Source organism: Roseivirga sp. UBA1976 (assembly GCF_002336325.1).
GTDB lineage: Bacteria > Bacteroidota > Bacteroidia > Cytophagales > Cyclobacteriaceae > Roseivirga > Roseivirga thermotolerans.
The window spans coordinates 74,173-95,488 of record NZ_DDDQ01000039.1; the positions used below are offsets into that span (position 1 = coordinate 74,173).

Annotated in this window: 21 protein-coding genes; 12 read left to right on the top strand and 9 right to left on the bottom strand. The window is 44.7% G+C overall.

The genetic code is table 11. From position 1 onward, the window contains the following. The first annotated feature begins 45 nt into the window (after positions 1-45). Positions 46-342: a thioredoxin gene (gene trxA, locus B3763_RS03890; protein ID WP_286743892.1), complete on the top strand. Its 297-nt coding sequence runs from the start codon at positions 46-48 to the stop codon at positions 340-342. Here trxA and B3763_RS03895 read toward each other — a convergent pair whose 3' ends face one another. Genes B3763_RS03895 through dxs form a run of 4 tightly spaced genes read right to left on the bottom strand, consistent with a single transcriptional unit; the run spans position 343 to position 3,922 of the window. Then, positions 343-783 carry an RES family NAD+ phosphorylase gene (locus B3763_RS03895; RefSeq protein ID WP_286743895.1) on the bottom strand — a complete coding sequence of 147 codons (441 nt, stop codon included), beginning with the start codon at positions 781-783 and terminating at the stop codon, positions 343-345. Beyond that, positions 784-1,200, bottom strand: coding sequence for an antitoxin Xre/MbcA/ParS toxin-binding domain-containing protein (locus B3763_RS03900; RefSeq protein ID WP_286743897.1), 417 nt, complete (start codon positions 1,198-1,200; stop codon positions 784-786). Positions 1,201-1,227: 27 nt separating this feature from the next. Further along, on the bottom strand, positions 1,228-2,001 hold the full coding sequence (locus B3763_RS03905; RefSeq protein WP_286743900.1) for an alpha/beta fold hydrolase: 774 nt from the start codon (positions 1,999-2,001) through the stop codon (positions 1,228-1,230). Continuing rightward, entirely contained in the window at positions 1,988-3,922 is a 1,935-nt protein-coding gene (gene dxs, locus B3763_RS03910) for a 1-deoxy-D-xylulose-5-phosphate synthase (RefSeq protein WP_189629131.1), read from the bottom strand. Before dxs ends, B3763_RS03905 begins: the two co-directional genes overlap by 14 nt. Before the next feature lie 147 nt (positions 3,923-4,069). Between dxs and B3763_RS03915 the strand changes: the two genes are divergently transcribed. Further along, entirely contained in the window at positions 4,070-4,825 is a 756-nt protein-coding gene (locus B3763_RS03915; RefSeq protein WP_189629132.1) for a segregation and condensation protein A, read from the top strand. A 1-nt stretch (position 4,826) separates the two neighbouring features. After that, positions 4,827-5,852, top strand: coding sequence for a lysylphosphatidylglycerol synthase domain-containing protein (locus B3763_RS03920; RefSeq protein WP_286743906.1), 1,026 nt, complete (start codon positions 4,827-4,829; stop codon positions 5,850-5,852). 52 nt (positions 5,853-5,904) lie between these two features. Here the strand turns inward: B3763_RS03920 and B3763_RS03925 are convergent, their stop codons facing one another. Further along, entirely contained in the window at positions 5,905-6,324 is a 420-nt protein-coding gene (locus B3763_RS03925; RefSeq protein ID WP_189629134.1) for a nucleoside-diphosphate kinase, read from the bottom strand. Between the two features lie 189 nt (positions 6,325-6,513). On the opposite strand from B3763_RS03925, the gene B3763_RS03930 reads away from it, so the two are divergent. From B3763_RS03930 to secDF, 7 genes are all read left to right on the top strand, one after another. After that, positions 6,514-7,539, top strand: a complete 1,026-nt coding sequence (locus tag B3763_RS03930) for a DHH family phosphoesterase (RefSeq protein WP_189629135.1) — start codon at positions 6,514-6,516, stop codon at positions 7,537-7,539. 5 nt (positions 7,540-7,544) lie between these two features. Next, positions 7,545-8,414, top strand: coding sequence for an FKBP-type peptidyl-prolyl cis-trans isomerase (locus B3763_RS03935; RefSeq protein ID WP_189629136.1), 870 nt, complete (start codon positions 7,545-7,547; stop codon positions 8,412-8,414). Continuing rightward, positions 8,411-8,887 carry an FKBP-type peptidyl-prolyl cis-trans isomerase gene (locus B3763_RS03940; protein WP_229838530.1) on the top strand — a complete coding sequence of 159 codons (477 nt, stop codon included), beginning with the start codon at positions 8,411-8,413 and terminating at the stop codon, positions 8,885-8,887. The genes B3763_RS03935 and B3763_RS03940 overlap by 4 nt, the downstream gene beginning before the upstream one ends. An 11-nt stretch (positions 8,888-8,898) precedes the next feature. Next, entirely contained in the window at positions 8,899-9,471 is a 573-nt protein-coding gene (gene rdgB, locus B3763_RS03945) for an RdgB/HAM1 family non-canonical purine NTP pyrophosphatase (protein WP_286743913.1), read from the top strand. A 30-nt stretch (positions 9,472-9,501) separates the two neighbouring features. Continuing rightward, a complete protein-coding gene (udk, locus tag B3763_RS03950) occupies positions 9,502-10,128 on the top strand; it encodes a uridine kinase (protein WP_189629139.1) in 627 nt (208 codons plus the stop codon). Positions 10,129-10,184: 56 nt separating this feature from the next. Further along, positions 10,185-10,520 (top strand): hypothetical protein, encoded by a 336-nt coding sequence (locus B3763_RS03955; RefSeq protein WP_286743915.1) that lies wholly within the window; start codon positions 10,185-10,187, stop codon positions 10,518-10,520. A 79-nt stretch (positions 10,521-10,599) separates the two neighbouring features. Next, positions 10,600-13,626 (top strand): protein translocase subunit SecDF, encoded by a 3,027-nt coding sequence (secDF, locus tag B3763_RS03960; RefSeq protein WP_286743917.1) that lies wholly within the window; start codon positions 10,600-10,602, stop codon positions 13,624-13,626. A 147-nt stretch (positions 13,627-13,773) separates the two neighbouring features. Here secDF and B3763_RS03965 read toward each other — a convergent pair whose 3' ends face one another. Continuing rightward, a complete protein-coding gene (locus B3763_RS03965) occupies positions 13,774-14,670 on the bottom strand; it encodes an MBL fold metallo-hydrolase (protein ID WP_286743919.1) in 897 nt (298 codons plus the stop codon). 124 nt (positions 14,671-14,794) lie between these two features. On the opposite strand from B3763_RS03965, the gene B3763_RS03970 reads away from it, so the two are divergent. Beyond that, positions 14,795-16,420: a M14 family metallopeptidase gene (locus B3763_RS03970; protein ID WP_286743921.1), complete on the top strand. Its 1,626-nt coding sequence runs from the start codon at positions 14,795-14,797 to the stop codon at positions 16,418-16,420. A gap of 3 nt (positions 16,421-16,423) precedes the next feature. Beyond that, positions 16,424-17,920: a M28 family peptidase gene (locus tag B3763_RS03975; RefSeq protein WP_189629143.1), complete on the top strand. Its 1,497-nt coding sequence runs from the start codon at positions 16,424-16,426 to the stop codon at positions 17,918-17,920. 650 nt (positions 17,921-18,570) lie between these two features. On the opposite strand, the gene B3763_RS03980 is transcribed toward B3763_RS03975, so the two are convergent. The 3 genes from B3763_RS03980 to B3763_RS03990 form a co-directional block, all read right to left on the bottom strand. Next, the gene (locus B3763_RS03980) at positions 18,571-18,789 is read right to left on the bottom strand and encodes a hypothetical protein (RefSeq protein WP_286743923.1); all 219 of its coding nucleotides are present in this window, start codon (positions 18,787-18,789) and stop codon (positions 18,571-18,573) included. Further along, entirely contained in the window at positions 18,776-19,555 is a 780-nt protein-coding gene (locus tag B3763_RS03985) for a type III pantothenate kinase (RefSeq protein ID WP_286743925.1), read from the bottom strand. Before B3763_RS03985 ends, B3763_RS03980 begins: the two co-directional genes overlap by 14 nt. A gap of 72 nt (positions 19,556-19,627) precedes the next feature. After that, positions 19,628-21,232, bottom strand: a complete 1,605-nt coding sequence (locus B3763_RS03990; RefSeq protein WP_286743989.1) for an amidase — start codon at positions 21,230-21,232, stop codon at positions 19,628-19,630. Positions 21,233-21,316 lie beyond the last annotated feature (84 nt).

A 21,316-nucleotide genomic window follows, 5' to 3' on the forward strand; every position in this document is an offset into this window, starting at 1 on the left:
CAAATAAAGAGGTCGGGCTGTTTTAAGACAGTTAAATTTGGCGAAATGAAAGGAAAATTTGATGCTTTAGTTAGTCAGGATCAGCCGGTGTTGGTTGATTTTTATGCCGATTGGTGTGGCCCTTGCCAAATGATGGCACCTGTGTTGAAGGAAGTGGCACAGGAGATGGGCGACAGGCTTAAGGTCATTAAGGTTGATGTAGATAAGAATCAACCAATAGCTCAAAGATTTGGCGTTCGGAGCATTCCAATGCTTATTCTGTTCAAAAGCGGAGAGATACAATGGAAGAAGGCAGGAGCCATAACCAAACGAGAACTTACTCAACTACTCAGTCAGGTGTAATTAGAGCCTGTCATCCCAAAAGAAATTTTCCAGAGAGGCAATGCTCACATTCTTAAATGCAGGGTGCTTTGTATTGATCACATAGTTGAACTCAGAAGGTATCAGTACCGATGGCACCTTCAGCAAGAGCTGCTTACTTTCTTCATACCATTGAGAGCCTATTCTCTGCAACTGCGGATATGCCTTTACCGATTTCCAGTTTTTGGGGAGTTCTTCATCGGTTATTTCTTCAATCTTTGTTTCTGGGATTTCGATAACCATGGTTCTATAATTTCCGGCAGGAACCACTCCATTGGTATGGGCCAGTAGTTCCAGGGCACACAAGGCTCTGTATTCAGCAGCGTAAATCACATGCTGGCCATCTTTGTTCCACCGGTTCATTCGTCCCGATGCCACTAGCTCAAGGGAATATTCCTCCCTACAGATTCTGAAAACCCTCATTTAAATAGTGTCTCCTGATTCTATGGAGCACAGCTTATGATCTAAAAACTGTATGCCCGATATAGTTTTGAGAAATTGAAATGGCGGCAGGTTGTCAAAAAAGTAATTGGGCTTCTCTAGCCATTCGGTGAGTTTCTCTTTGTTGCCAAACACCTTAACTCCATGCTTCAGAACCGATAACATGGCCAATGTATGCTCTTGCTGTATGGGCTTTAACTCAACGGTTTTGTCTCGGTAGCTTCTATAGGTTTTTACGTTGATGTTCAGGCACTCGGAAATAATTTCATCATTGAGAGTGGTGAACTCTTTAATGAATGGCACATAGTTGGAGCTTATGGTATGGCCTATCAAATAGGCCACAAACGCCTCATCTACGACTGAATCTGGAAATTCGGGTATGGTGTATTCTTTGCCCATACCCTAAGGTATTAATTTTTTCTTGAATCAGGTAATTTTACCTAAATAATTTTCCAAAATTACCTTAAACTGATTTTCGTCTTCAAGCATGCCCATATGCCCAATTTCTGGCAGAATATAACCGTCTATCTTGTCTCTCGCATATATGTGTTCTTCAGAAACCCGGGCGGGAATCCTTATGTCTTCACTCCCTCCTATATAAAGGCAGTGATTCGCTATGTTTTGCCATACTTCAAATCTGTCCTTTCGGTCTCTCATGGCCAGAGTATAAGCCACTATGGTTTCAACTTTCGTATTCACTCCCATGGCATGCACCATGGCAACAGCCTCTTGGCAATAGGCAAGGTTGTTTTTTGCGAATAGACTTGGAGCAAAAGTCTCTATCCACTTTTCATGACCATGCTTGTCAATGAATTCAATTACCCTGTTTCTATTGATTTTTCCTTCCTCCGAGTCTGCAAAGGCAGTAGAGTGTACCAAGCCCACACCAGCTACAAGTTTAGAGTACAGCTCGGCCAGGGCCAAACAAACGTAACCTCCAAGCGAGTGGCCAATAAAAACTGCTTTATCAATTTTCTGATCCTCGACCCAGTCGGCCACTGCAGAGGCTACTGACTCCAGGCTCACTGTGGTTTGCCACAATGGCGATTGACCAAAACCTGGCAGGTCTATGGTGTAAACCTTATAATTCTTTGATAGAGTGGGTACAAGGTGCTTCCACATTTCATGGTTTTCACAGAAACCGTGGATGAGGACAACCGGCAACCCTTCACCTTCAACCTTGAAGTTAATTGCTGGCATAGGAGCTCGTCACCTTTACTCCAAGCATTTGTCTTACGGTGTTGGCAATACCCAGCGGATCGAAACCACATTCAGCGTGCAGTTCGAGTTGAGTGCCATGTTCAACAATTCGGTCAGGGATACCCAAAATTTTGATTTGAGCAGAGTAATTGTTTTGAGCCATAAATTCTAAAATGGCACTGCCGAAGCCACCCATCACACACCCATCTTCTACCGTAACTACTTTCTTGAAGTTCCTGAAAATATCGTGCAACAGTTCTTCATCCAGAGGCTTAACAAAACGCATATCATAGTGGGCAGGAACAAGGCCTTGCTCAGCCAGCATTTCTTTGGCTTCTACGGCATAGTTGCCCATATGGCCAAGAGTTAAAATGGCCAAATCCTTTCCGTCAGAAATTTTTCGGCCGGTGCCAATGGCTATTTTTTCCATGGCCGTGCGCCACTCAGGCATTACACCTTCCCCCCTGGGGTAACGAATAGTAAAGGCCTGTCCTTCGCGCGGAAGCTGAGCCGTGTACATCATGTTGCGAAGTTCGGCCTCATTCATTGGGGCGGCCACAATCATGTTGGGTATGCAGCGCATGTAAGCAATATCATAGGCACCATGGTGTGTGGGGCCATCTGCACCGGCAAAACCGGCTCTATCGAGGCAGAAGTTGACCGGTAAATCCTGAATGCACACATCGTGAATTACCTGATCGTATGCCCGCTGCATAAACGTGCTATATATGTTACAGAAAGGTACCAGTCCTTGCGTAGCCAACCCTGCAGAGAAAGTAACCGCGTGCTGTTCGGCAATTCCTACATCGAACGCCCGATCGGGCATTGCTTTCATCATTATGTTCATGGAAGAACCGGAAGGCATAGCCGGAGTTACCCCCATAATTTTATCGTTCTTTTCGGCCAGTTCTACGAGTGTATGACCAAACACCTCCTGATACTTAGGAGGAGTTGGTTTGTCTTGAACTTTCTTAAAAACCTCACCTGTCACCTTATCGAACTTGCCGGGAGCATGCCAGGTAGTGGCATTTCCTTCTTCGGCCGGTTTGTAGCCTTTTCCCTTTACCGTAACACAATGCAATATTTTCGGACCCGGAATATCCTTCAGGTCATTCAAAACATGGGTTAGGTGGTGTACATCGTGTCCGTCTACCGGTCCAAAATACCTTAAGTTGAGCGACTCAAAAAGATTGCTTTGCTTGAGAAGCAATGCTTTAAGGGAATGCTCTACTTTAGAAATTATGTCTTGGGCACTTTTTCCAAACTTGGAGAACTTGCTCAATATTTTCCACACATCGTCTTTTACCTTGTTGTAGGTGTGGGAGGTTGTCACATCAGTAAGGTAATCTTTGAGTGCCCCCACATTTGGGTCTATCGACATGCAGTTATCATTCAGGATGATAAGTAAATTGGCATTAGTTGAACCCGCATGGTTCATACCCTCAAATGCCAGGCCGCCAGTCATGGCACCATCACCAATAACTGCAATGTGCTGTCGGTTATCGTTCTTGTATTGGTTGGCAATGGCCATACCCAGAGCACCAGATATGGAGGTAGAAGAATGACCTACCCCAAACGTATCGTACTCACTTTCTTTTCTTTTTGGGAAGCCCGAAATGCCGTTGTACATCCGGTTGGTATGGAAAATGTCGCGTCTTCCGGTTAATATTTTATGGCCATAGGCCTGGTGCCCAACATCCCAAACCAGCTGATCGATTGGCGTATTGAATACATAATGAATAGCCACCGTCATTTCTACCACCCCCAAACTAGCACCAAAATGGCCTCCATATACAGAGACGTTGTCTATGATGAATTGTCTGAGCTCATCGCATATCTGAACCAGTTGGGCCTGATCCAGTTTTTTTAAGTCTGCGGGAGAATCGATTTTCGAAAGTAGTGGCCCTGGCTTTATCAACATTGCTTAGTTTGAATGTCTAATGAACAAACAGATACTACAAATGTTTTCATCAGACTTTTATAACAAGCCGTAAAATTAAAAATAATTTTTGCTCCATCCGTTCCATTCTGTCAATCTCTATATATTTGATTCAAAAGAAATTATCCGGTGAGTTTCGAAATAAAGCTTCCATTGTTCGAAGGCCCTTTCGACCTGCTGTTGTTTTTTATTCAGCGAGACGAGCTGGATATTCATGATATTCCCATCAATAAAATCACTAAGGACTTTCTGGACTATCTCCATCATTTGGAACAACTCAACGTTGAAGTAGCCAGTGAGTTCATTTTAGTGGCAGCTACGCTCATGCGTATCAAAGCTAAAATGCTTTTGCCTCGTCCTGTTTTAGACGAAGAAGGCAACGAGGTTGATCCGCGAGAGGAGCTGGTCAGGCATTTGTTGGAATATAAGAAGTACAAATCGGTAGTAGAAGAGCTGGCCAATATGGAACACACCCGTTCCTTGCAGGAGTCTCGTGGCAACATTGCCAGGGAACTTAAAAAGCTTGCTGAAGGAAATAATGTGGAGGCAGAGCTGCAAGATATTGACCTCTATAAATTGCTCAGGGTGTTTCAAAAGGTAATGTCGCGCTATGAATATGAGCAAAGCAAACCGAAGCACGAAGTAGTGCAATATCCCTATTCCATTGCCAAACAGCGCCAGTACATACTGGACCAGTTGGTAGAAATACCGCGACTTTCATTTACACAGCTCATTGAGTTTGAACCCAACAAAATTGCAGTCATATTCAACTTCCTCTCCATTTTAGACCTGTTGCAAATGAGGCAAATTACTATGCACCTGGGAGAAGGCTTCAATAATTTCTGGATTGAGCGTTTGGAAGAAGACCTAGTCTCGGAGGGGTAGCATGGAGCGGGCCAAGGCGCAAAAAGTTCTCAACCCTAAGAGTGTTTGGTTACCTGTTGTTATTGGCATTTCTATAGTAGTCTTTCTGGCTTATAGAGACGATCAGTTTTCAGGCCGTTCACTTCAATTGTTTTCCGATTTCCGGGTGGCTTTCCTGCTTTTTGTGTTTTTTCTACTGCTTATTAAAGACGGGCTGAATGCTTTTCGTATTCGGCTACTCTCTCATGGGCAGTTAAATGGGCTTTCGGCCATACGCATTGTGCTGCTTTGGGAGTTTGCCATTGCCGTAACGCCTCCCGTTATTGGTGCCGCTGCTGTTTTGGTTTTCATAGTATACAAGGAAGGTCAGCCGTTGGGAAAGGCTCTTGCCTACACCTTGTTGCTGGCCATTCTCGATAATCTTTTTTTTCTAACAGCTTCTCCATTGGCAATTGGGTTGAGCAACGGAGCGGTATTTCCGATCTTAAAAGAAGCTCCGGCTTTTTTTGAATCTGGAGTGAGCCGGGTTTTTTGGTTGAGCTATACCTCCATTGCTTTTTATACCTTCTTTATGCTTTCGGCACTTTTATTTTTTCCTGAAACCGTAAAGAAAATACTCACCTACCTAATGACTTTCAGGGTTCTGAGGCGCTGGAAGGAGCCAGTTATTCAGCAAAGTGAGGAGTTGGTGTTAGCTTCAAAAGTGCTGAGGGGCCAATCGCCAGCATATTGGGTTAAGTTGCTGGCTGCCACCTATGCCATCTGGATTTTTAAGTTTGCTCTAATAAACGCCTGGGTGAGTGGGTTTAATCAAGTTTCTGTAAACGACCAGCTTCTCATGCTGGGTCGGCATCTCACCATGTGGGTGGTCATGCTGGTATCTCCTTCTCCGGGCAATGCCGGCACAGCCGAGTTCATTTTTCCGGTTTTCTATGAAGATTTTGCAGGGAAATACACCTTTATTTCCGGCCTGTTATGGCGGCTCACCACTTATTATCCCTACTTAATTGCCGGGGTTTTGCTTATTCCCAAATGGTGGAAAAAATAAAAGCGCCTGAGTGTTTCTCAAGGCGCTTTTAAAACTTGCTTAATGCTTATGCTTAGAATCTCTCAAACTCAGAGAAGAAGAAGTTACCTTCTATGGCTGCGTTTTCGTCAGAGTCAGAGCCATGAACAGCATTTTCGCCAATAGACTTAGCATATAATTTTCTAATTGTTCCTTCAGCAGCTTCGGCTGGATTGGTAGCACCAATAAGGGTTCTGAAGTCGGCCACAGCGTTGTCTTTTTCCAGAATAGCGGCTACAATTGGTCCGGAAGACATGTACTCAACAAGCTCTCCGTAGAATGGTCTTTCGCTATGCACAGCATAGAACTTTCCGGCCAGTTCGGCAGAAAGTCTTGTGTATTTCATAGCGATGATTTTGAAGCCTGCCTCCTCAATCATTTTCAAAATTGCTCCCATGTTACCATCCGCCACAGCATCAGGCTTAATCATTGTAAAGGTTCTGTTACCTGCCATTTTATTTGTCGTAAAATTGTTGCGTTTCAAAATTCGGTCGCAAAAATAGAAGATAATTTCGATTTAAACCCCTTAAGCTACGTTCTTTTAAATTCTTAATAATCAGATAATCAAGGCCTAGCATTGTTTGGTAAAACAATTCTTGTCAAATTTGCCCTCCTTTCAAAGACCCTTAGGGTTGTTGATTGCATGCAAGACATCAAAGAACTTCAAAATAAATTAGCCAAACCCTCTAAAGTCGTCATTACAACCCATGATAAGCCAGATGCTGATGCACTGGGTTCTTCACTGGGAATGGCCAACTACTTGCTCAAGCTTGGACATGAGGTTACGGTAATTACCCCTTCAGATTATCCGGCTTTTCTTCACTGGATGAAAGGTAACGATAAGGTGAAGATTTTTACGGAAGAAGATCCTAACGACTGCCGGCAGTGGATCGAAGAGGCCGCCCTTATTTTCTGTCTCGATTTTTCAGTACTGAGCCGAATCAACGAATTGGGTGAGATGGTTAGAGCGGCCAGCGGCTATAAAGTAAATGTAGACCACCACCTGGATCCGGAAGATTTTGCCGATTTTAGGTATTGGAGTACCCAGGCCGCTGCTACTTGCGAACTTTGCTACCAACTTATTGTAGACCTGGGCCACAATAACCTCATCGATAAAGACATTGCCGAATGTTTGTATGCCGGTATTATGACCGACACAGGAGGTTTTAGGCACCCAAACACAACCAAAAATGTACATGAGGTTGTGGCAAAGCTTATTGAGAAAGGAGCCGATAACAGTAGAGTAGCTAAAAACATATATGACAGAAACTCCCTGAACAGGTTGCGTTTTATAGGCTATGCCCTCAGTGAAAACATGCAGGTGTTGCCCGAGTATCGAGTGGCCTATTTTGCCATTACTGAAGAGGAATTGGCCAGATACGAATCGAAAACCGGTGATACCGAAGGGCTGGTAAATTATGCCCTGTCTATAGAAGGAGTTACATTGGCGGGCCTCTTTAAGGAGGCCGATGGCAAAGTGAAAATATCTCTCCGCTCCATTGGAGACTTCCCGGCCAATGAACTAGCCGCAAAATATTTTAATGGTGGAGGCCATAAAAATGCGGCCGGAGGAAGGGTAGAAAAAAGCCTTTCCGAAACCATCGAATACTTTAAAAGCATACTTCCGGAGTATGCCAACCAACTAGAAGACGAATACAAGAAACTATGAGAAATATGAAGAAATATCTTCCTGCGGTTGCCCTTGCGGTAGCCTTGATGGGCTGTGACAGCACACCAAAATACGTTGAGCTTGAATCTGGCCTGAAATTTAGAAAATTGGTGAAGGGCGATACCACCAAAGCCCAACCTACCGATGTAATGAATGTGGTAATGACCCACGTAGAGGGCGATTCAGTGCTCTATGATTCCGGCTCCGATCCAGGCTATTTTGTGAATCCAAGCGTAGGGTTGCCGCCCAACTTGCAAGAGGCTTTTTTACTTTGTAGCAAGGGAGATAGCGTTCAGATTGAAATGCCTTACACCGAGTATGCCACAATGACCGGCAGGCCGGTGGGAGCTGCAGACAGCTCGAAAGTTGTTACCTGGAATATTAAAGTGCGCGAAATAGAAAATGAACAGGTGGTAATAGACCGACTGGTAGGCGAGCAGTTGGAGAAAGACAAAGTAAAAATCAACGAATACCTCGTTAACAATAATTTAGAAGCTACTGAAACAGAAGAAGGTGTTTCGGTAGTAACTTTGAAAAAAGGAAATGGAAAGTACCCGGCTTCGGGCGATAAAGTGGGAGTGAATTACGTTTTACGCCTGTTAGACGGTACTATTATTGACACCAGTTATGAGGAACTAGCTAAAGAAAATGGTCTGTATAATCCAAACAGAGATTATGCACCCTATTCTTTTACTTTAGGTAACAGAGAAGTGATTCAAGGCTGGGATGTGGCCATTCCTAATGTGGATCAGGGAGGAAAAGCCAGGCTCTTAATTCCTTCTAAGTTAGGTTATGGCTCAAGAAATACAGGAGGACCGATACCTCCTAATTCCGTTTTGGTTTTCGATGTTGAAGTAGTTGAATTGAACAAATGATGAAAGTAAGGTTTTTGTTAATGGTGTTGTTCGTTGCCCTGATGGGTTGCGATGGTGAAGAGGTTTTTGACGAGGCGCAACAATTGGCCATTGATAGAAAGCTCATTGAAGACTACCTGGCCGAAAATAATATTGTAGCTCAGGAGGTTGGTGAAACCGGAATCATGTATGTGATTCATCAGGCCGGTTCAGGGCCCAAAGCCGCTTTTGCCAACTCAGTTTTCACCCATTACAGAGGTTATTTGCTCGATGGCACCGAGTTCGATACTTCCTCAGGTCGGGGCGTTTTCGATTTTGTGATTGGAGCCGGACAGGTAATAAGAGGATGGGAGTTAGGTTTTCAGGAACTAAACAAAGGGGCTAGTGCCACATTGTTTATTCCTTCTAAATATGGCTATGGTTCTACCCGTCAGGGTTCTATTCCACCTAACTCCGTATTGCTTTTCGATGTAGACGTGGTAGACATTCGCTAATAATAGCAGCAATGCAAATTTGCTTTACCACCAATAACCAACACAAGCTCCAAGAAGTAAAAGCCATGCTTGGCGATAGCATCAAACTGCTGTCGCTGAGCGATATTGGCTTTGAAGGAGAAATTCCTGAAACCCACGAAACCCTGGAGGAAAATTCGTTGGAGAAAGCCCGGTATATTTTCGATCGGTTTGGTACAGCCATTTTCTCTGATGACTCAGGCTTGGAAGTAGATGTGCTAAATGGTAGGCCGGGCGTCCATACGGCCCACTACTCGGGTAGCCGCCATGCCGTAGACAATATGACCAAGGTGCTAAACGAAATGGGAGATGCCTCCAATAGAGCCGCGCGTTTCAGAACTGTAATGACCTACATTAGCTCTCAGGGAGAAGTTCATCAGTTTCAGGGTATTGTGGAAGGAACCATTGCTGCAAAAATAGCGGGTTCCGATGGTTTCGGATATGATCCCATTTTTATACCCAATGGGTACAACAAAACTTTTGCAGAATTGCCGGCAGAGGTTAAAAATAGTATCAGTCATAGAAAAAGAGCCCTAGACAAGCTTATTCAGTTTCTTAATCAATAAACATTTTCAGTTCCTTTCTAACTTTGCACGATGGAAAAGCCCTACATCATTGGTATTTCAGGCGGAAGCGGTTCAGGGAAAACACTCTTTCTCAACGAACTTAAAAAGTGTTTTGATGCCAAATCGGTAACCTGCATTTCACAAGACGACTACTACATGCCACGTGAGTATCAGTTGGTAGATAAAAATGGTCAGCACAACTTCGACAGGCCCGAGTCCATAGACCATGAGCACTTTGCCAGCGACCTCAAAGCTCTGAGTGAAGGCAAAGAAGTGGAGAAGGAAGAATATACCTTCAACAATCCGAGCATTGTACCCAAGAAGATTATTCGAAGACCGGCTCCTGTTATTCTCGTAGAAGGCATATTCATTTTTCATTACAAAAAAGTGGCCGAATTGCTCAATCTGAAAGTGTTCATTGATGCTAAAGACTATATTAAGCTTCAGAGAAGACTTAAGAGAGACAGGGAAGAGAGAGGATACGATGCAGACGATGTGCTGTATAAGTATGAGAACCATATAATGCCCTCTTTCCAAAAGTATATAGCCCCTTACAAAGAAACGGCAGACCTGATAGTGCCAAACAATACGGACTTTCAGAATGCTTTAGATGTACTAAAGGCTGTAATAACCTCAAAAATACCGGTTAAAGCCTAGGATTTTCGGTGCATTTGCTACATTTGTGACCCAATATGAGAAAAACGGCTACATCCATGAACAAACTAAAACAGACCCTGGTGTTTCTGCTAGGCTTGTTTGTGGCTGTTTTTGTGGTAGCCCAGGAGGTGCTGGAGATTCCGTGTGAAGAATCGACCGAAAAACAGGAGCAAGCCGAAGGAGAAGATTCTCAAGAGGTGGTCTATGAATATACCTGCGATGCCCTTTTACCGGCCAGCGGTGTTCATATAGAACCCTTTGAGGCCATACTTATTGCGGAAATAGGTTTTGAGATTACCGAGGAGCCGCACCCGCTAGTGAGTGTTCCCTTATGTAATTCGCCTTATTACAAGACCCTATTCAGGCAAATAATATCGCCTAACGCGCCATAGGGAAAAGCCCTTTTTCCCTGATAGAACCCAACGGTTCACCTTTATTATTACTCCAATTTTTGCAAAACATACTATTAACATGAAGAATAAGAATACCATTGTATTTCTGACGCTCGTAATTACAGCACTCTGTCTGTATTACTTGTCAATCACCTTCTTTTCGAGGGGTATTCAGGCCGATGCCATAGAATATGCCAAGAATGAGCAAGGCGTTATCGATCAAAGTAAAAAACAAGCCTACCTGGATTCCATTTGGTTAGAGCCTGTTTTGAATCTGTTAGGTGCCGAGTTTACCTACAAAGAAATTAAAGAACAAGAACTCAATCTGGGGCTCGACTTGCAGGGAGGTATGCATGTAACCCTGGAGGTTTCTCCGGTAGAAATTATTAAAGGATTGGCCGGAAACAGCCAGGACGCTAACTTTCTGCGAGCACTGGAACTGGCCACAGAGCGCCAGCGTAACAGCCAGGCGCCATTTACGCAGTTGTTTCAGAATGCCTACAACGAAGTAAACCCTGACGGGCGCTTGAGCAGAATTTTTGCCAATGCGGCCAACCGAGGAAAAATTAGCTTTGAGTCTACCAATGCAGAAGTAATGCAAGTGATTGAAGAAGAGGTAGACCAGGCCATAGATAGGGCTTTCCAGATTTTGAGAACCAGAGTAGACCGCTTTGGTACGTCTCAGCCTAATATTCAGAGAATTCAGGGTACAGGTAGAATTCAGATTGAACTACCGGGAGTAGATAACCCTGCCAGGGTAAGAAAACTGCTTCAAGGTGTGGCTAAGCTCGAATTCTGGGAAGTGTACCGTGAAAATGAGATACTGCCAACACTCAACGCCATAAATGAAGAGGCATTAAAGATTGAGAAGCTTAGCAACAGCAATAGCCTCAATACAGAAATTAACACTGCCGCCAAAGAAGGTGAAACACCTAATTCACTGGAGGCTAAAATAGCTCAAACAGATAGTGCCAAAACAGACTCAACTAGCCTCGATGCTGCTACTTCCGGTTTATCTAAGTTTTTTAGTCTTAGAAGACAAGGCCCTTATCAGGGATTTTTCTATAATCTGGCGGATACGTCTCAGATTAACAGAATTCTTAAGCATGAGCGCATAAAGCGTGTTATTCCTGCCAATCTGGACTTTAAATGGGGAGTAAAACCGGTTGAAGAAACTGAGCTTCTTATTCTATATCCCATCAAAGTATCGCGTGGAGAGGCTCCTCTAACCGGAGAAGTAATAACCGATGCCAGACAAACTTTAGATGAAAGAGCACGACCTGCAGTAAGCATGCAAATGAATACGGTGGGTGCAAAAAAATGGAAAAACATAACCGGCCAGAACATTAACCGACAAATCGCCATTGTACTGGACAACTATGTATATACGGCTCCAAATGTAACTGGAGAGATACCAAACGGTAGCTCTTCGATTTCAGGAAACTTTACTCAAGAAGAGGCAGAAGATTTGGCCAATATTCTCAAGGCCGGTTCTTTACCAGCACCAACCCGAATTGTGGAAGAAGCGGTAGTAGGACCAACTTTAGGTAAGGAAGCCCAGCGTCAGGGAGTTACCTCTATAGTAGCTGGTCTTTTGATAGTGATTGTGTTCATGATCTTCTATTATGCCAAAGGAGGTATTGTAGCCAATGTGGCTCTGTTGTTCAACATCTTCTTTATTCTGGGTATTCTGGCCAATATTGGCTCTGCTCTTACCCTTCCGGGTATTGCAGGTATAGTACTTACCATCGGTATGTCTATCGATGCCAACGTACTGATCTTTGAAAGAATAAGAGAAGAGCTAAGAAACGGTATTCCGTTGCTTCAAGCCATAAGTTCAGGTTATCAAAAAGCTTATAGCTCTATTATAGATGCCAACGTAACCACTTTGCTTACCGGTGCAATTCTTTACTTCTTAGGTCAGGGGCCTGTGAAAGGATTTGCCATTACCCTGATAATAGGTATCATTTGCTCATTCTTCTCAGCGGTATTTATTACCAGAGTAATTGTTACCTGGATGACCAAGAAAGGAAATGACAGCAATATTTCGTTCGAGACCCCACTCTCAAGAGGTTGGTTGTCCAATATCAACCTGGACTTCCTTGGCAAAAGAAGAATGGCCTACATTATTTCTGCGGTGGTAATTACTTTGGGTATTTCTGCCCTCTTTACCAGTGGTCTTAGACTTGGGGTAGATTTTAAGGGAGGTCGTTCTTATGTGGTTGAGTTCGATGAGCCCATGGTGGCTTCAGATATTAAAAGTGCTCTTTCTTCGGGCGTGTTTACTGAGGCCGGTGTGGAGGTGAAAACCTATGATGCCAGCAACGTGCTTAAGATTACCACCTCTTATCTGGTAGACGAAGAGTCTACTGAAGCGGATAATCAGGTTAAAGATGCCCTAACCCAAGGTATTGAAAACGCTACCGGAAAAACCTTTGTGGATGGTACGGTAGATCTCAGCGAAGGCCAGTTTACTATTGGAGCTTCATCTAAAGTTGGAGCAACCATTGCCGATGACATCAAGAAGTCTTCGTTCGAAGCCTTCGGGTTGTCCATTCTGGCCATATTCGTTTACATTCTGGCCCGATTTAGAAGATGGCAGTTCTCGTTAGGTGCCATTTTGGCTCTGATTCACGATGCCACAATTGTACTTTCTGCATTTGCTATTGCAGGTTGGTTTGGTCTGAGCTTTGAAATCGACCAGGTATTCATCGCATCCCTGTTAACCATTATTGGTTACTCCATCAACGATACGGTGGTTGTATTCGACAGGATCCGTGAAAACCTTCAACTTAAGGGAGGGAAAGACCTGATCGGAACCTTCAATATGTCTATCAATTCTACCATCAGCCGTACACTCATTACTTCTATGACAACCCTCATTGTGGTATTGGTGCTATTGATTTTTGGTGGTGAGGTATTGAGAGGATTCTCGTTTGCCTTGTTGGTGGGTATATTAGTAGGTACTTATTCTTCTGTTTTCATTGCCACCCCAACAGTGGTAGACTTAACGAAGAAAACACTTACCGCAGCTGCCGATAAAGAGCAGGCAAGTGCCAGAGCCAAAGCTGCCGCCAAGGCTGAAGCTTCAGCACAGCAAGGATAATATCAACAGAGGGGCTTTGACCCCTCTTGTTTTAAGCTATAAAAAAGGCTACCCCACAACTCTAATCCGGAAAGGGTATGTGTTAACCAACATACCGCTTCGGGAATAAAGTGACGGAGGTAGCCTTCTTGTTTTGAAAAATGAGAGCTATTCTCCAAATAGTTCGAGCCATGCCGCTTGCACAGCCCTCGACTGATTTCCCTTCCATTCCGGAGCTCCCGGTATCTCATTGGCTTGAGCCAGTTCTTCTTTTGTCTTTCCGTTGGCTTTCCCTTTCTTCACAAAACTTAGTACCTGGGCCAGATAGTTCTGAAAAGCTTTGAGGTCTTCTCTGTTGCCGGTTATTTCATAGTCCTCTCCGGAGTGGCCATAAACAAACAAAGTGTCTGCATCGAAGGTGTTGTAGGCTTTTTCAAGCACCTGTTGCCAGTTGGCTATGTCGGCTCCTGCCGATTTATCGATGTAAGGCACCCGTCTGTTAAACAATAAGTCTCCGGTGTGTACAATGTTTGCATTTTCAAAATGTACAAACGAATCACCGTTAGTGTGTCCTGCGCCAAAATAATGGAGAGCTATGCGTTCATCACCTACCCTTTCTCTGTGCACACCACTCTTATACGTAGTATTGGGTAATAGCTGGCCATCTAGTCCACCGCGGGCTTCAGCAGTAGTTTTCTGGTTGAGCATAGAGTTTTCATGGGCCACCACTTTGTTCACCAAGCCCTTAAAGGCAATGTTGCCGGCTGTGTGATCGCCATGGTGATGCGTGTTTACCAGAAGGTCTATCTTCCGCTCCGATTGTTTTTTAATCTCATCAATAAGGTGTTGCGATTGATCGGGGAACTGAGAGTCTACCACAGCTATTCCTTCACTACTGATCATGTAGGCAATAGTTCCGCCCCTTTCCGTAAAAATGCCCACATTGTTGCGGAGTACCTTCATTTGATATCCGTTTTGAAACAAAAGCTTTACCAGAGGCGAAGAAAGGCTAAGGCCGGCCGTGCCAATAATGGATTTTTGAATAAAGTGTCGTCTGCTAATCATGGGATTCAATTTGTATGAAATTACACGGTTCGTTTTCCAAGTACCAACCACTTATGTAATTGAAAGTTTAGATACAGCCTGTGTTGGGCGTTTTTTGGTATTTTGGGCGACTAAATTTCAACTCATGAAGCAAATACTGATTGTTCTTCTCGTTTCATTAACACTTTCCCTTCAGGGGCAAGAATGGCCCAGGGAGTTGCTTACTCACCCCGAACTGACAGCCTACCGCGAAACCTCCAGCTATGAGCAGGTGATGGGCGTGGTAAAGGCCGCCATAAAAGATAGCCCATATGCTCACCTCATTTCTATGGGGCAGTCTAAAGAAGGAAAAGATATTCCCGTAGTAGTAATGGCCAACCCGAAAGTGACTTCGGCTGAAGAAGCAAAAGGCACCGGAAAGCCTATAATTTATGTTCAGGGCAATATTCACTCCGGTGAGGTGGAAGGCAAAGAAGCTCTGCAGGTACTGTTGCGCGAAATATTAAAAGGAGAGCGTAGCTATTTGCTCGACAATCAGATATTGCTTTTTGCACCCATTTACAATACCGATAGCAACGATAAAATGGAACAGGGCAGAAGACCTTCTCAGGAAGATAGCCCCGTAAAAGTAGGGATTAGGGCCAATAGCCAGGGTTGGGATCTCAATCGCGATGGAATGAAGGCTGAGGCATTGGAAACACAAGGTCTTTTTCAGAACATAATTGTTCCGTGGGACCCCGCCCTGTTTGTAGACTTACACACCACCAATGGTGTGTGGCATGGATACTCCCTCACCTGGGCACCTAGTTATCATACGGCCGGAGAGAAAGCACCATTTGATTATACCTGGAATAAAATTCTGCCTGATGTAACAGATAGAGTACTTAAAGATTATGGCATTTACCTTGGGCCATATGGCTACTTTTATACCCGAAGTGAAGGCTGGCCCATAAAGTCTATTTATACCTACAACCACCATCCGCGTTATCTGGTCAACCAGTTTGGTTTGCGGAATCGAATGGCCATACTCAGCGAAGCATTCGCTCATGAGCGCCTTTATCAGCGAATGGCCAGCACTTACGCCTTTGTGCGCGAAATTTTGGAATATACCCACAAACACGGCCGCGAAATACTGGAAGTGAACAAGACAGCAGAAGAGGCCTCTATTCGTTTGGTTAAGGAACAAGCAGGAAAGGTTAAAAAGGGAGTTCGGTTTGAAATGGTAGCCATGGAAGAACCCATAGACGAGTATAGAATATACAACCACGCCAAAACCACCAATGCTCAAGGACAGGAACAATACATTCGTTTGCCCGAAATTATTACCCTCAAAAATGTAGAAAATCACAGTGCATTCAATGCCACCGTTACTGCCACGCTTCCCAGGGGTTATGTAATACCCAAAGAAATGGGGCACATAGCCGCACATTTACAAATGCTGGGAGCAAAAGTAGATACCCTTACCCGAAATAGCCGGGCCACGGGCGAAGTATTTACTGCCACCGGGTTGGAGTTGGCCAAGCGTCCTTTTGAAGGCCACAACATGGCTACGCTAGAAGGTTCATTTAGTAGCCAAACCCGCAGATTTAGCAAGGGCGATTTTTACATAGATCTGGCACAGCCACTGGCCAATCTTATTTTCTACCTCATGGAGCCTCAGTCAGACGATGGTCTGGTCACCTGGAATTTCTTCGATGCTTATTTTGAAAAGCAGAATATTGCGGAAAAACCGGTAGAATATCCCATTTTTAAGTACTTCGAACTAAAGTAAACTATGAAAAAGAGACACCTTACCCTAATGTTGGGGGCCTGCATACTTTCACTAGGAGCATGTGCCCAAAAGACCGACCTGGAAAAAACCCTGGAAACGGTCAGTCAGCAAACTATAAAGGATCACATTTACTACCTCGCGTCCGATGAAATGCGTGGTAGAGACACTGGGTCTGAAGAAATTTTGAAGGCGGCCGACTATCTGGCCAAACAGTTCGAAACTTATGGTGCAAAGCCGGTTCCCGGAGCCGATGGCTACTTTCAGCCGGTGCCGCTGCGTATGAAAACGCCTGCTACTTCGGCTTCTTTGGAGTTTAGCAATAAGTCTTTCGAACTTAATAAAGACTTTCTGATTGTAGACGGTCAAAGTGCTGAGGTAGAAGGAGAGGTAGTGTACCTCAATTATGCCTTTGAAGAAGATTATACCAATGCCGATGTGAAGGGTAAGATTGTATTTGCCAAAGCTGGCGATGGAAAGGTGTCTAGCCGTCAAGAGATACTACGCCTCAGTCGGGAGAAGTACGAAATCGCCAGAGCCAACGGAGCTCTGGGGTTGGTGGAGTTTTATAGTTCGCCCTCTACTCCATGGGAGCAGCTGGGTTTCCTTTTCAATAGGGTCAATATTAGCCTCGATAGTTTCGAAGATAAGGCAGAGATAATTCCACACCTGTGGTTGAAAGACCTGGACAATGCCAACCAACGGTTTATGATGACCAAGAGTATAAAACGTGCTTCAATTGGCATTGAAGGAATGAAAAATGAGCTTACCAAAGATAAAAACGTGGTGGCTATGGTAGAAGGAACAGACCCCGAACTGAAGGATGAATACATCATGTTCTCGGCCCATTACGACCACGTGGGTGTAGGACGACCCAACGAAGAAGGAGACTCCATTTATAACGGTACCAGAGACAATGCCATTGGTACAGTCACTGTGCTTTCAGCTGCTGAAAATATTGCCCGATACCCCATGAAGCGCAGCGCTTTATTTGTGTTGTTTACGGCCGAAGAGAAAGGGCTAGTGGGTAGCCGATACCTAGCCAACAATCCAATTATTCCTAATGAGCAAATTGTATTCTGCTGGAATAGTGATAATGGCGGGTATAATGACACCACCATTTCTACCATTATTGGTCTGGAAAGAACCACTGCGGCTCAGTATATTAAAGATGCTAATGTGGCATTTGGACTCACGGCCATCGATGATCCGGCCGGAGAACAAGGGCTTTTCGATAGATCTGATAACGTGAGTTTTGCCCGTAAGGGAATTCCAGCCCCCACGTATAGCCTGGGCTTTAGAGCCTTCGATGCAGAGATTATGAAGTACTACCACCAACCGGGAGACAACCCCAACACGGTGGATTATGACTACCTGGAGAAGTTTTTTAAGAGTTACGTGTATGCTTCGCGCCTGATAGGCAACGCTGCCGAAACACCTTTCTGGTTGCCGGGTGACAAGTACTACGAGACGGGCCTTGAACTGTACGGAAGGGATAACTAGGGTTTATAACCCCTGCGCGCAAACCCCAATGATAAATGGAGGCTGTCTTAAAAGCTAGTTAGTGTCACCCTAAACTTGCCTGCCTGTCGGTAGACAAGTTTAGGGTGATGAGTTTTGATGCTTTTGAGACAGCCTCTTTTTTGGGGCAGCTTGTTGATCTTGGGCTCAAACGTTCATTCTAATGAAGGAATTGTCAGGCTAGTTTACTGTGCAGATGTCTCGGCTTCGCTCGACATGGAAAAGGGAGGTTGAGCCTGATTCTGTACATTCTTCCAGATGCTCTGAACAACTCCAATTTCTATCCTGACGAAGGAAGGAATTGCAAAGCTAATTTGCCATGCAGATGTCTCGGCTTCGCTCGATATGGGAAAAGGGAGGTGGAGCCTGATTCTGTACATTCTTCCAGATGCTCTGAACAAACCCAATTTCTATCCTGACGAAGGAAGGAGCTGCACAGCTAATTTGCCATGCAGATGTGTCGGCTTCGCTCGACATGGAAAAAGAGGGGTGGAGCCTGATTCTGTAAATTCTTCCAGATGCTCTGAACAACTCCAATTTCTATCCTGACGAAGGAAGGAGTTGCAAAGCTAGTTTGCCTTGTAGATGTCTCGGCTTCGCTCGATATGGGAAAAGGGAGAAGATTTGAACCCCTATTCTTTACCCTGCTTACTCTGAAACTTCTCCTTTAAATATTTGTATCGGTACCAGCCAAACGCTACCCCCGCGGGTATAGCAATAATCAGGTTAATTAGGTTCTTTTCCGGCTCCATAGGTTTGGTATCGTCAAAATATGGAATACCAATATAAATGACCAGCCACACGGCCAGCATGAAAATAACGCCTTTAACGGCCCAGTTATACTTGCGCATCTTTGTTTACAATTTGGTGAATTAAGCGAAGGCCATCCAGTGTTAAATGTCGTTTTACTTCATCGAACCGCTGATGGAGGGGATGCAATATAGACGAAAGACCTCCTGTGGCTACTACCTTCGTTTTTTTGCCCAATTCTGCATGAATTTTATCGAGCATTCCTTCAACCATGCTCACATAGCCCCAAAGCACTCCCGACTGAATGGCATGTATGGTGTCTGTACCCAGTACTGAGTCAGGCAATTCTAAAGGTACTTCAGGCAGTTGAGCAGTATTGCCCACCAGTGCCTTGATAGCAGTTTTTAATCCGGGAGCAATGTTAACCCCCTGAATGAGTCCGTCTGCCCCCACTATGGTAAAAGTAAGCGCGGTACCAAAATCTACGATCACAATATCTTGTTTGTACAGCACATGACCGGCTACTGCGTTGGCTATTAGGTCTGTGCCAATCTGGTACGGCCTTTTAGTGCGAACAGGTAAATACTCATAAATCTTTGGCCCAACAAACAGCGGCTCGCGCTTAATAAGCGGTTTAGAAAACTCAGAGAGAATATCATTGAGTTGTGGAACCACCGAAGAAATCACAATACCATCAACCTCTTCGAGTTTAAGGTTTGCCTCAAGAAAATTGAGCCTGAGAAACATTTCGTACTCAATCTGATTCTTAACAGGCACGGTGTTAAATCGCCATTCATGGATCCACTCTCCCTCTTTGTAAATACTAAATACTATGTTGGTGTTACCTGCGTCTATAGCTAAAAGCATCTTTTCAATTTGACATTCAAGCTTTGGGGCTTAAAGTTGCCCAAAACTTTCAAGCTTTAAACATTATACAAACTAATCGATAAACTTTGGCGGGTGTTGCTCATCGTACTCAGTGGCCTCCTGATATGCTCTGGCCACTGCCAGAATGGTTGCTTCATCGAATAAGTTGCCAATAAACGATATACTCGTAGGACTGCCATTGGTGTTGTATCCATTTTTGAGTACCACGCACGGGTGCCCTGTCAGGTTAGTGGTGAGCAGTTGACTTCCTCCAAAGCTTGGAGTCACTATTACATCGTAATTTTTCATTAGCTGATTTACTTTTTCTACCAGCTCGTATCGTGCCCTGTTAGCATTGATGTAATCTACGGCTGAGGTGAAACGCGCTGAGCGAAACAGGTTGGGCCATGCTCCGGCATTTTGTCTGACTAACAGTGTGTCCTGATCAGAGCGGGTGAGTGCATCGAAAGCTGCTGCAGCTTCGGCTGTTAATATGGCTTGCATTCCACTGAATGGCATGTCTGAAACCCATTCTACCGGCTCTAAATTGGCTCCTAACGACCGCAATACCTCTAGTGTTTGGTCATCGTTTTCTTTTTGACTGCCTCTCCCATTTTCAAAATAGTCTTTGAGATAACCAATCTTAAGCTGGCTTAAATCTACTCTGCCTTTAAAATTGAAGGGATGATCTTCCACCGTAAGGTCTATTCCATCTGTTCCGCGAATGGCTTCAAAAACCAGAGCACAGTCAAGAGCGGTTCTGGCCATAGGGCCAATTTTGTCCATGGTCCAGCTTAGAGCCATAGCTCCTGTCCGACTCACACGGCCAAAGGTTGGCCGAAGTCCGGTAACACCATTTCGGGTTGAAGGCGAAACAATGGAGCCTAGTGTTTCGGTACCAAGAGCAAACGGAACCAGCCCCGCAGCCGTACTTGATCCTGAGCCTGCGCTCGATCCGCTGGAGCCCTGTTCTAAATTCCAGGGGTTTTTTGTGGTGCCTCCATACCAGACATCGCCCATGGCCAAGGCTCCCAGGGTAAGCTTTGCCACTAGCACGGCCCCGGCCTCATCGAGCTTCTTTACCACCGTAGCCAGTTCATCGCCCCTGTACTGATCTTTAAAAGGGCCAGCACCCCAGGTGGTTTTGTATTCAGGAACGGCCAGCAAATCTTTTGCTCCGTAAGGAATACCATGCAGTGGTCCCAAATAAGTGCCGTTTTTGAGAAGTTCATCGGCTTTTCGTGCCTGTGCCATGGCGCGTTCTTCGGTAATGGTAATTACCGACTGTAGAGTGTCTCCGTACTTCTTTAACCGTTCAATGAAAAACTCTGTAAGCTCTACACTGCTAATTTTTCGCTCCCTTATTAGTACCGATAGTTCAGCCACGGTGTAAAAAGCCAGATCGTTTCGGTTGGCCGGCAAATCTACTTTTTCAGGTAATTGCCAACGCAGTGTTTCCTGTCTGGAGGCAATGGCTTTGCCTGTTTGTTGAGGCTTGAACCAAACAGCGGGAGGGGTGCTGTTGTCTAGTTCATAGGCGTGTAGCTCTTGTATTCCATTGAGGTTGCGGTTCACATTGGGCAAAAGCTGTTCTATTTCATTATCTGTAAAGTTCAGGTTCAGTATTTTCTGTGCAGCTTTAATGTCTTCTGCCACAATGGGGCTGTCTTGAGCCACTTTATAGCCGGCAAAGAAACTTAGGCCTACAACGGCTATAGTGCCCAATGCCTTGTGGCTTGTAAGAAATGAGAAGCGGGTTTT

What these genes read in the sequence shown, in the direction of transcription:
- trxA (WP_286743892.1), top strand. Translation starts at nt 46, where the DNA reads ATGAAAGGAAAATTTGATGCTTTAGTTAGTCAGGATCAGCCGGTGTTG.
- B3763_RS03895 (WP_286743895.1), bottom strand. Translation starts at nt 783, where the DNA reads ATGAGGGTTTTCAGAATCTGTAGGGAGGAATATTCCCTTGAGCTAGTG.
- B3763_RS03900 (WP_286743897.1), bottom strand. Translation starts at nt 1,200, where the DNA reads ATGGGCAAAGAATACACCATACCCGAATTTCCAGATTCAGTCGTAGAT.
- B3763_RS03905 (WP_286743900.1), bottom strand. Translation starts at nt 2,001, where the DNA reads ATGCCAGCAATTAACTTCAAGGTTGAAGGTGAAGGGTTGCCGGTTGTC.
- dxs (WP_189629131.1), bottom strand. Translation starts at nt 3,922, where the DNA reads ATGTTGATAAAGCCAGGGCCACTACTTTCGAAAATCGATTCTCCCGCA.
- B3763_RS03920 (WP_286743906.1), top strand. Translation starts at nt 4,827, where the DNA reads ATGGAGCGGGCCAAGGCGCAAAAAGTTCTCAACCCTAAGAGTGTTTGG.
- B3763_RS03925 (WP_189629134.1), bottom strand. Translation starts at nt 6,324, where the DNA reads ATGGCAGGTAACAGAACCTTTACAATGATTAAGCCTGATGCTGTGGCG.
- B3763_RS03930 (WP_189629135.1), top strand. Translation starts at nt 6,514, where the DNA reads ATGCAAGACATCAAAGAACTTCAAAATAAATTAGCCAAACCCTCTAAA.
- B3763_RS03935 (WP_189629136.1), top strand. Translation starts at nt 7,545, where the DNA reads ATGAAGAAATATCTTCCTGCGGTTGCCCTTGCGGTAGCCTTGATGGGC.
- B3763_RS03940 (WP_229838530.1), top strand. Translation starts at nt 8,411, where the DNA reads ATGATGAAAGTAAGGTTTTTGTTAATGGTGTTGTTCGTTGCCCTGATG.
- rdgB (WP_286743913.1), top strand. Translation starts at nt 8,899, where the DNA reads ATGCAAATTTGCTTTACCACCAATAACCAACACAAGCTCCAAGAAGTA.
- udk (WP_189629139.1), top strand. Translation starts at nt 9,502, where the DNA reads ATGGAAAAGCCCTACATCATTGGTATTTCAGGCGGAAGCGGTTCAGGG.
- B3763_RS03955 (WP_286743915.1), top strand. Translation starts at nt 10,185, where the DNA reads ATGAACAAACTAAAACAGACCCTGGTGTTTCTGCTAGGCTTGTTTGTG.
- secDF (WP_286743917.1), top strand. Translation starts at nt 10,600, where the DNA reads ATGAAGAATAAGAATACCATTGTATTTCTGACGCTCGTAATTACAGCA.
- B3763_RS03965 (WP_286743919.1), bottom strand. Translation starts at nt 14,670, where the DNA reads ATGATTAGCAGACGACACTTTATTCAAAAATCCATTATTGGCACGGCC.
- B3763_RS03970 (WP_286743921.1), top strand. Translation starts at nt 14,795, where the DNA reads ATGAAGCAAATACTGATTGTTCTTCTCGTTTCATTAACACTTTCCCTT.
- B3763_RS03975 (WP_189629143.1), top strand. Translation starts at nt 16,424, where the DNA reads ATGAAAAAGAGACACCTTACCCTAATGTTGGGGGCCTGCATACTTTCA.
- B3763_RS03980 (WP_286743923.1), bottom strand. Translation starts at nt 18,789, where the DNA reads ATGCGCAAGTATAACTGGGCCGTTAAAGGCGTTATTTTCATGCTGGCC.
- B3763_RS03985 (WP_286743925.1), bottom strand. Translation starts at nt 19,555, where the DNA reads ATGCTTTTAGCTATAGACGCAGGTAACACCAACATAGTATTTAGTATT.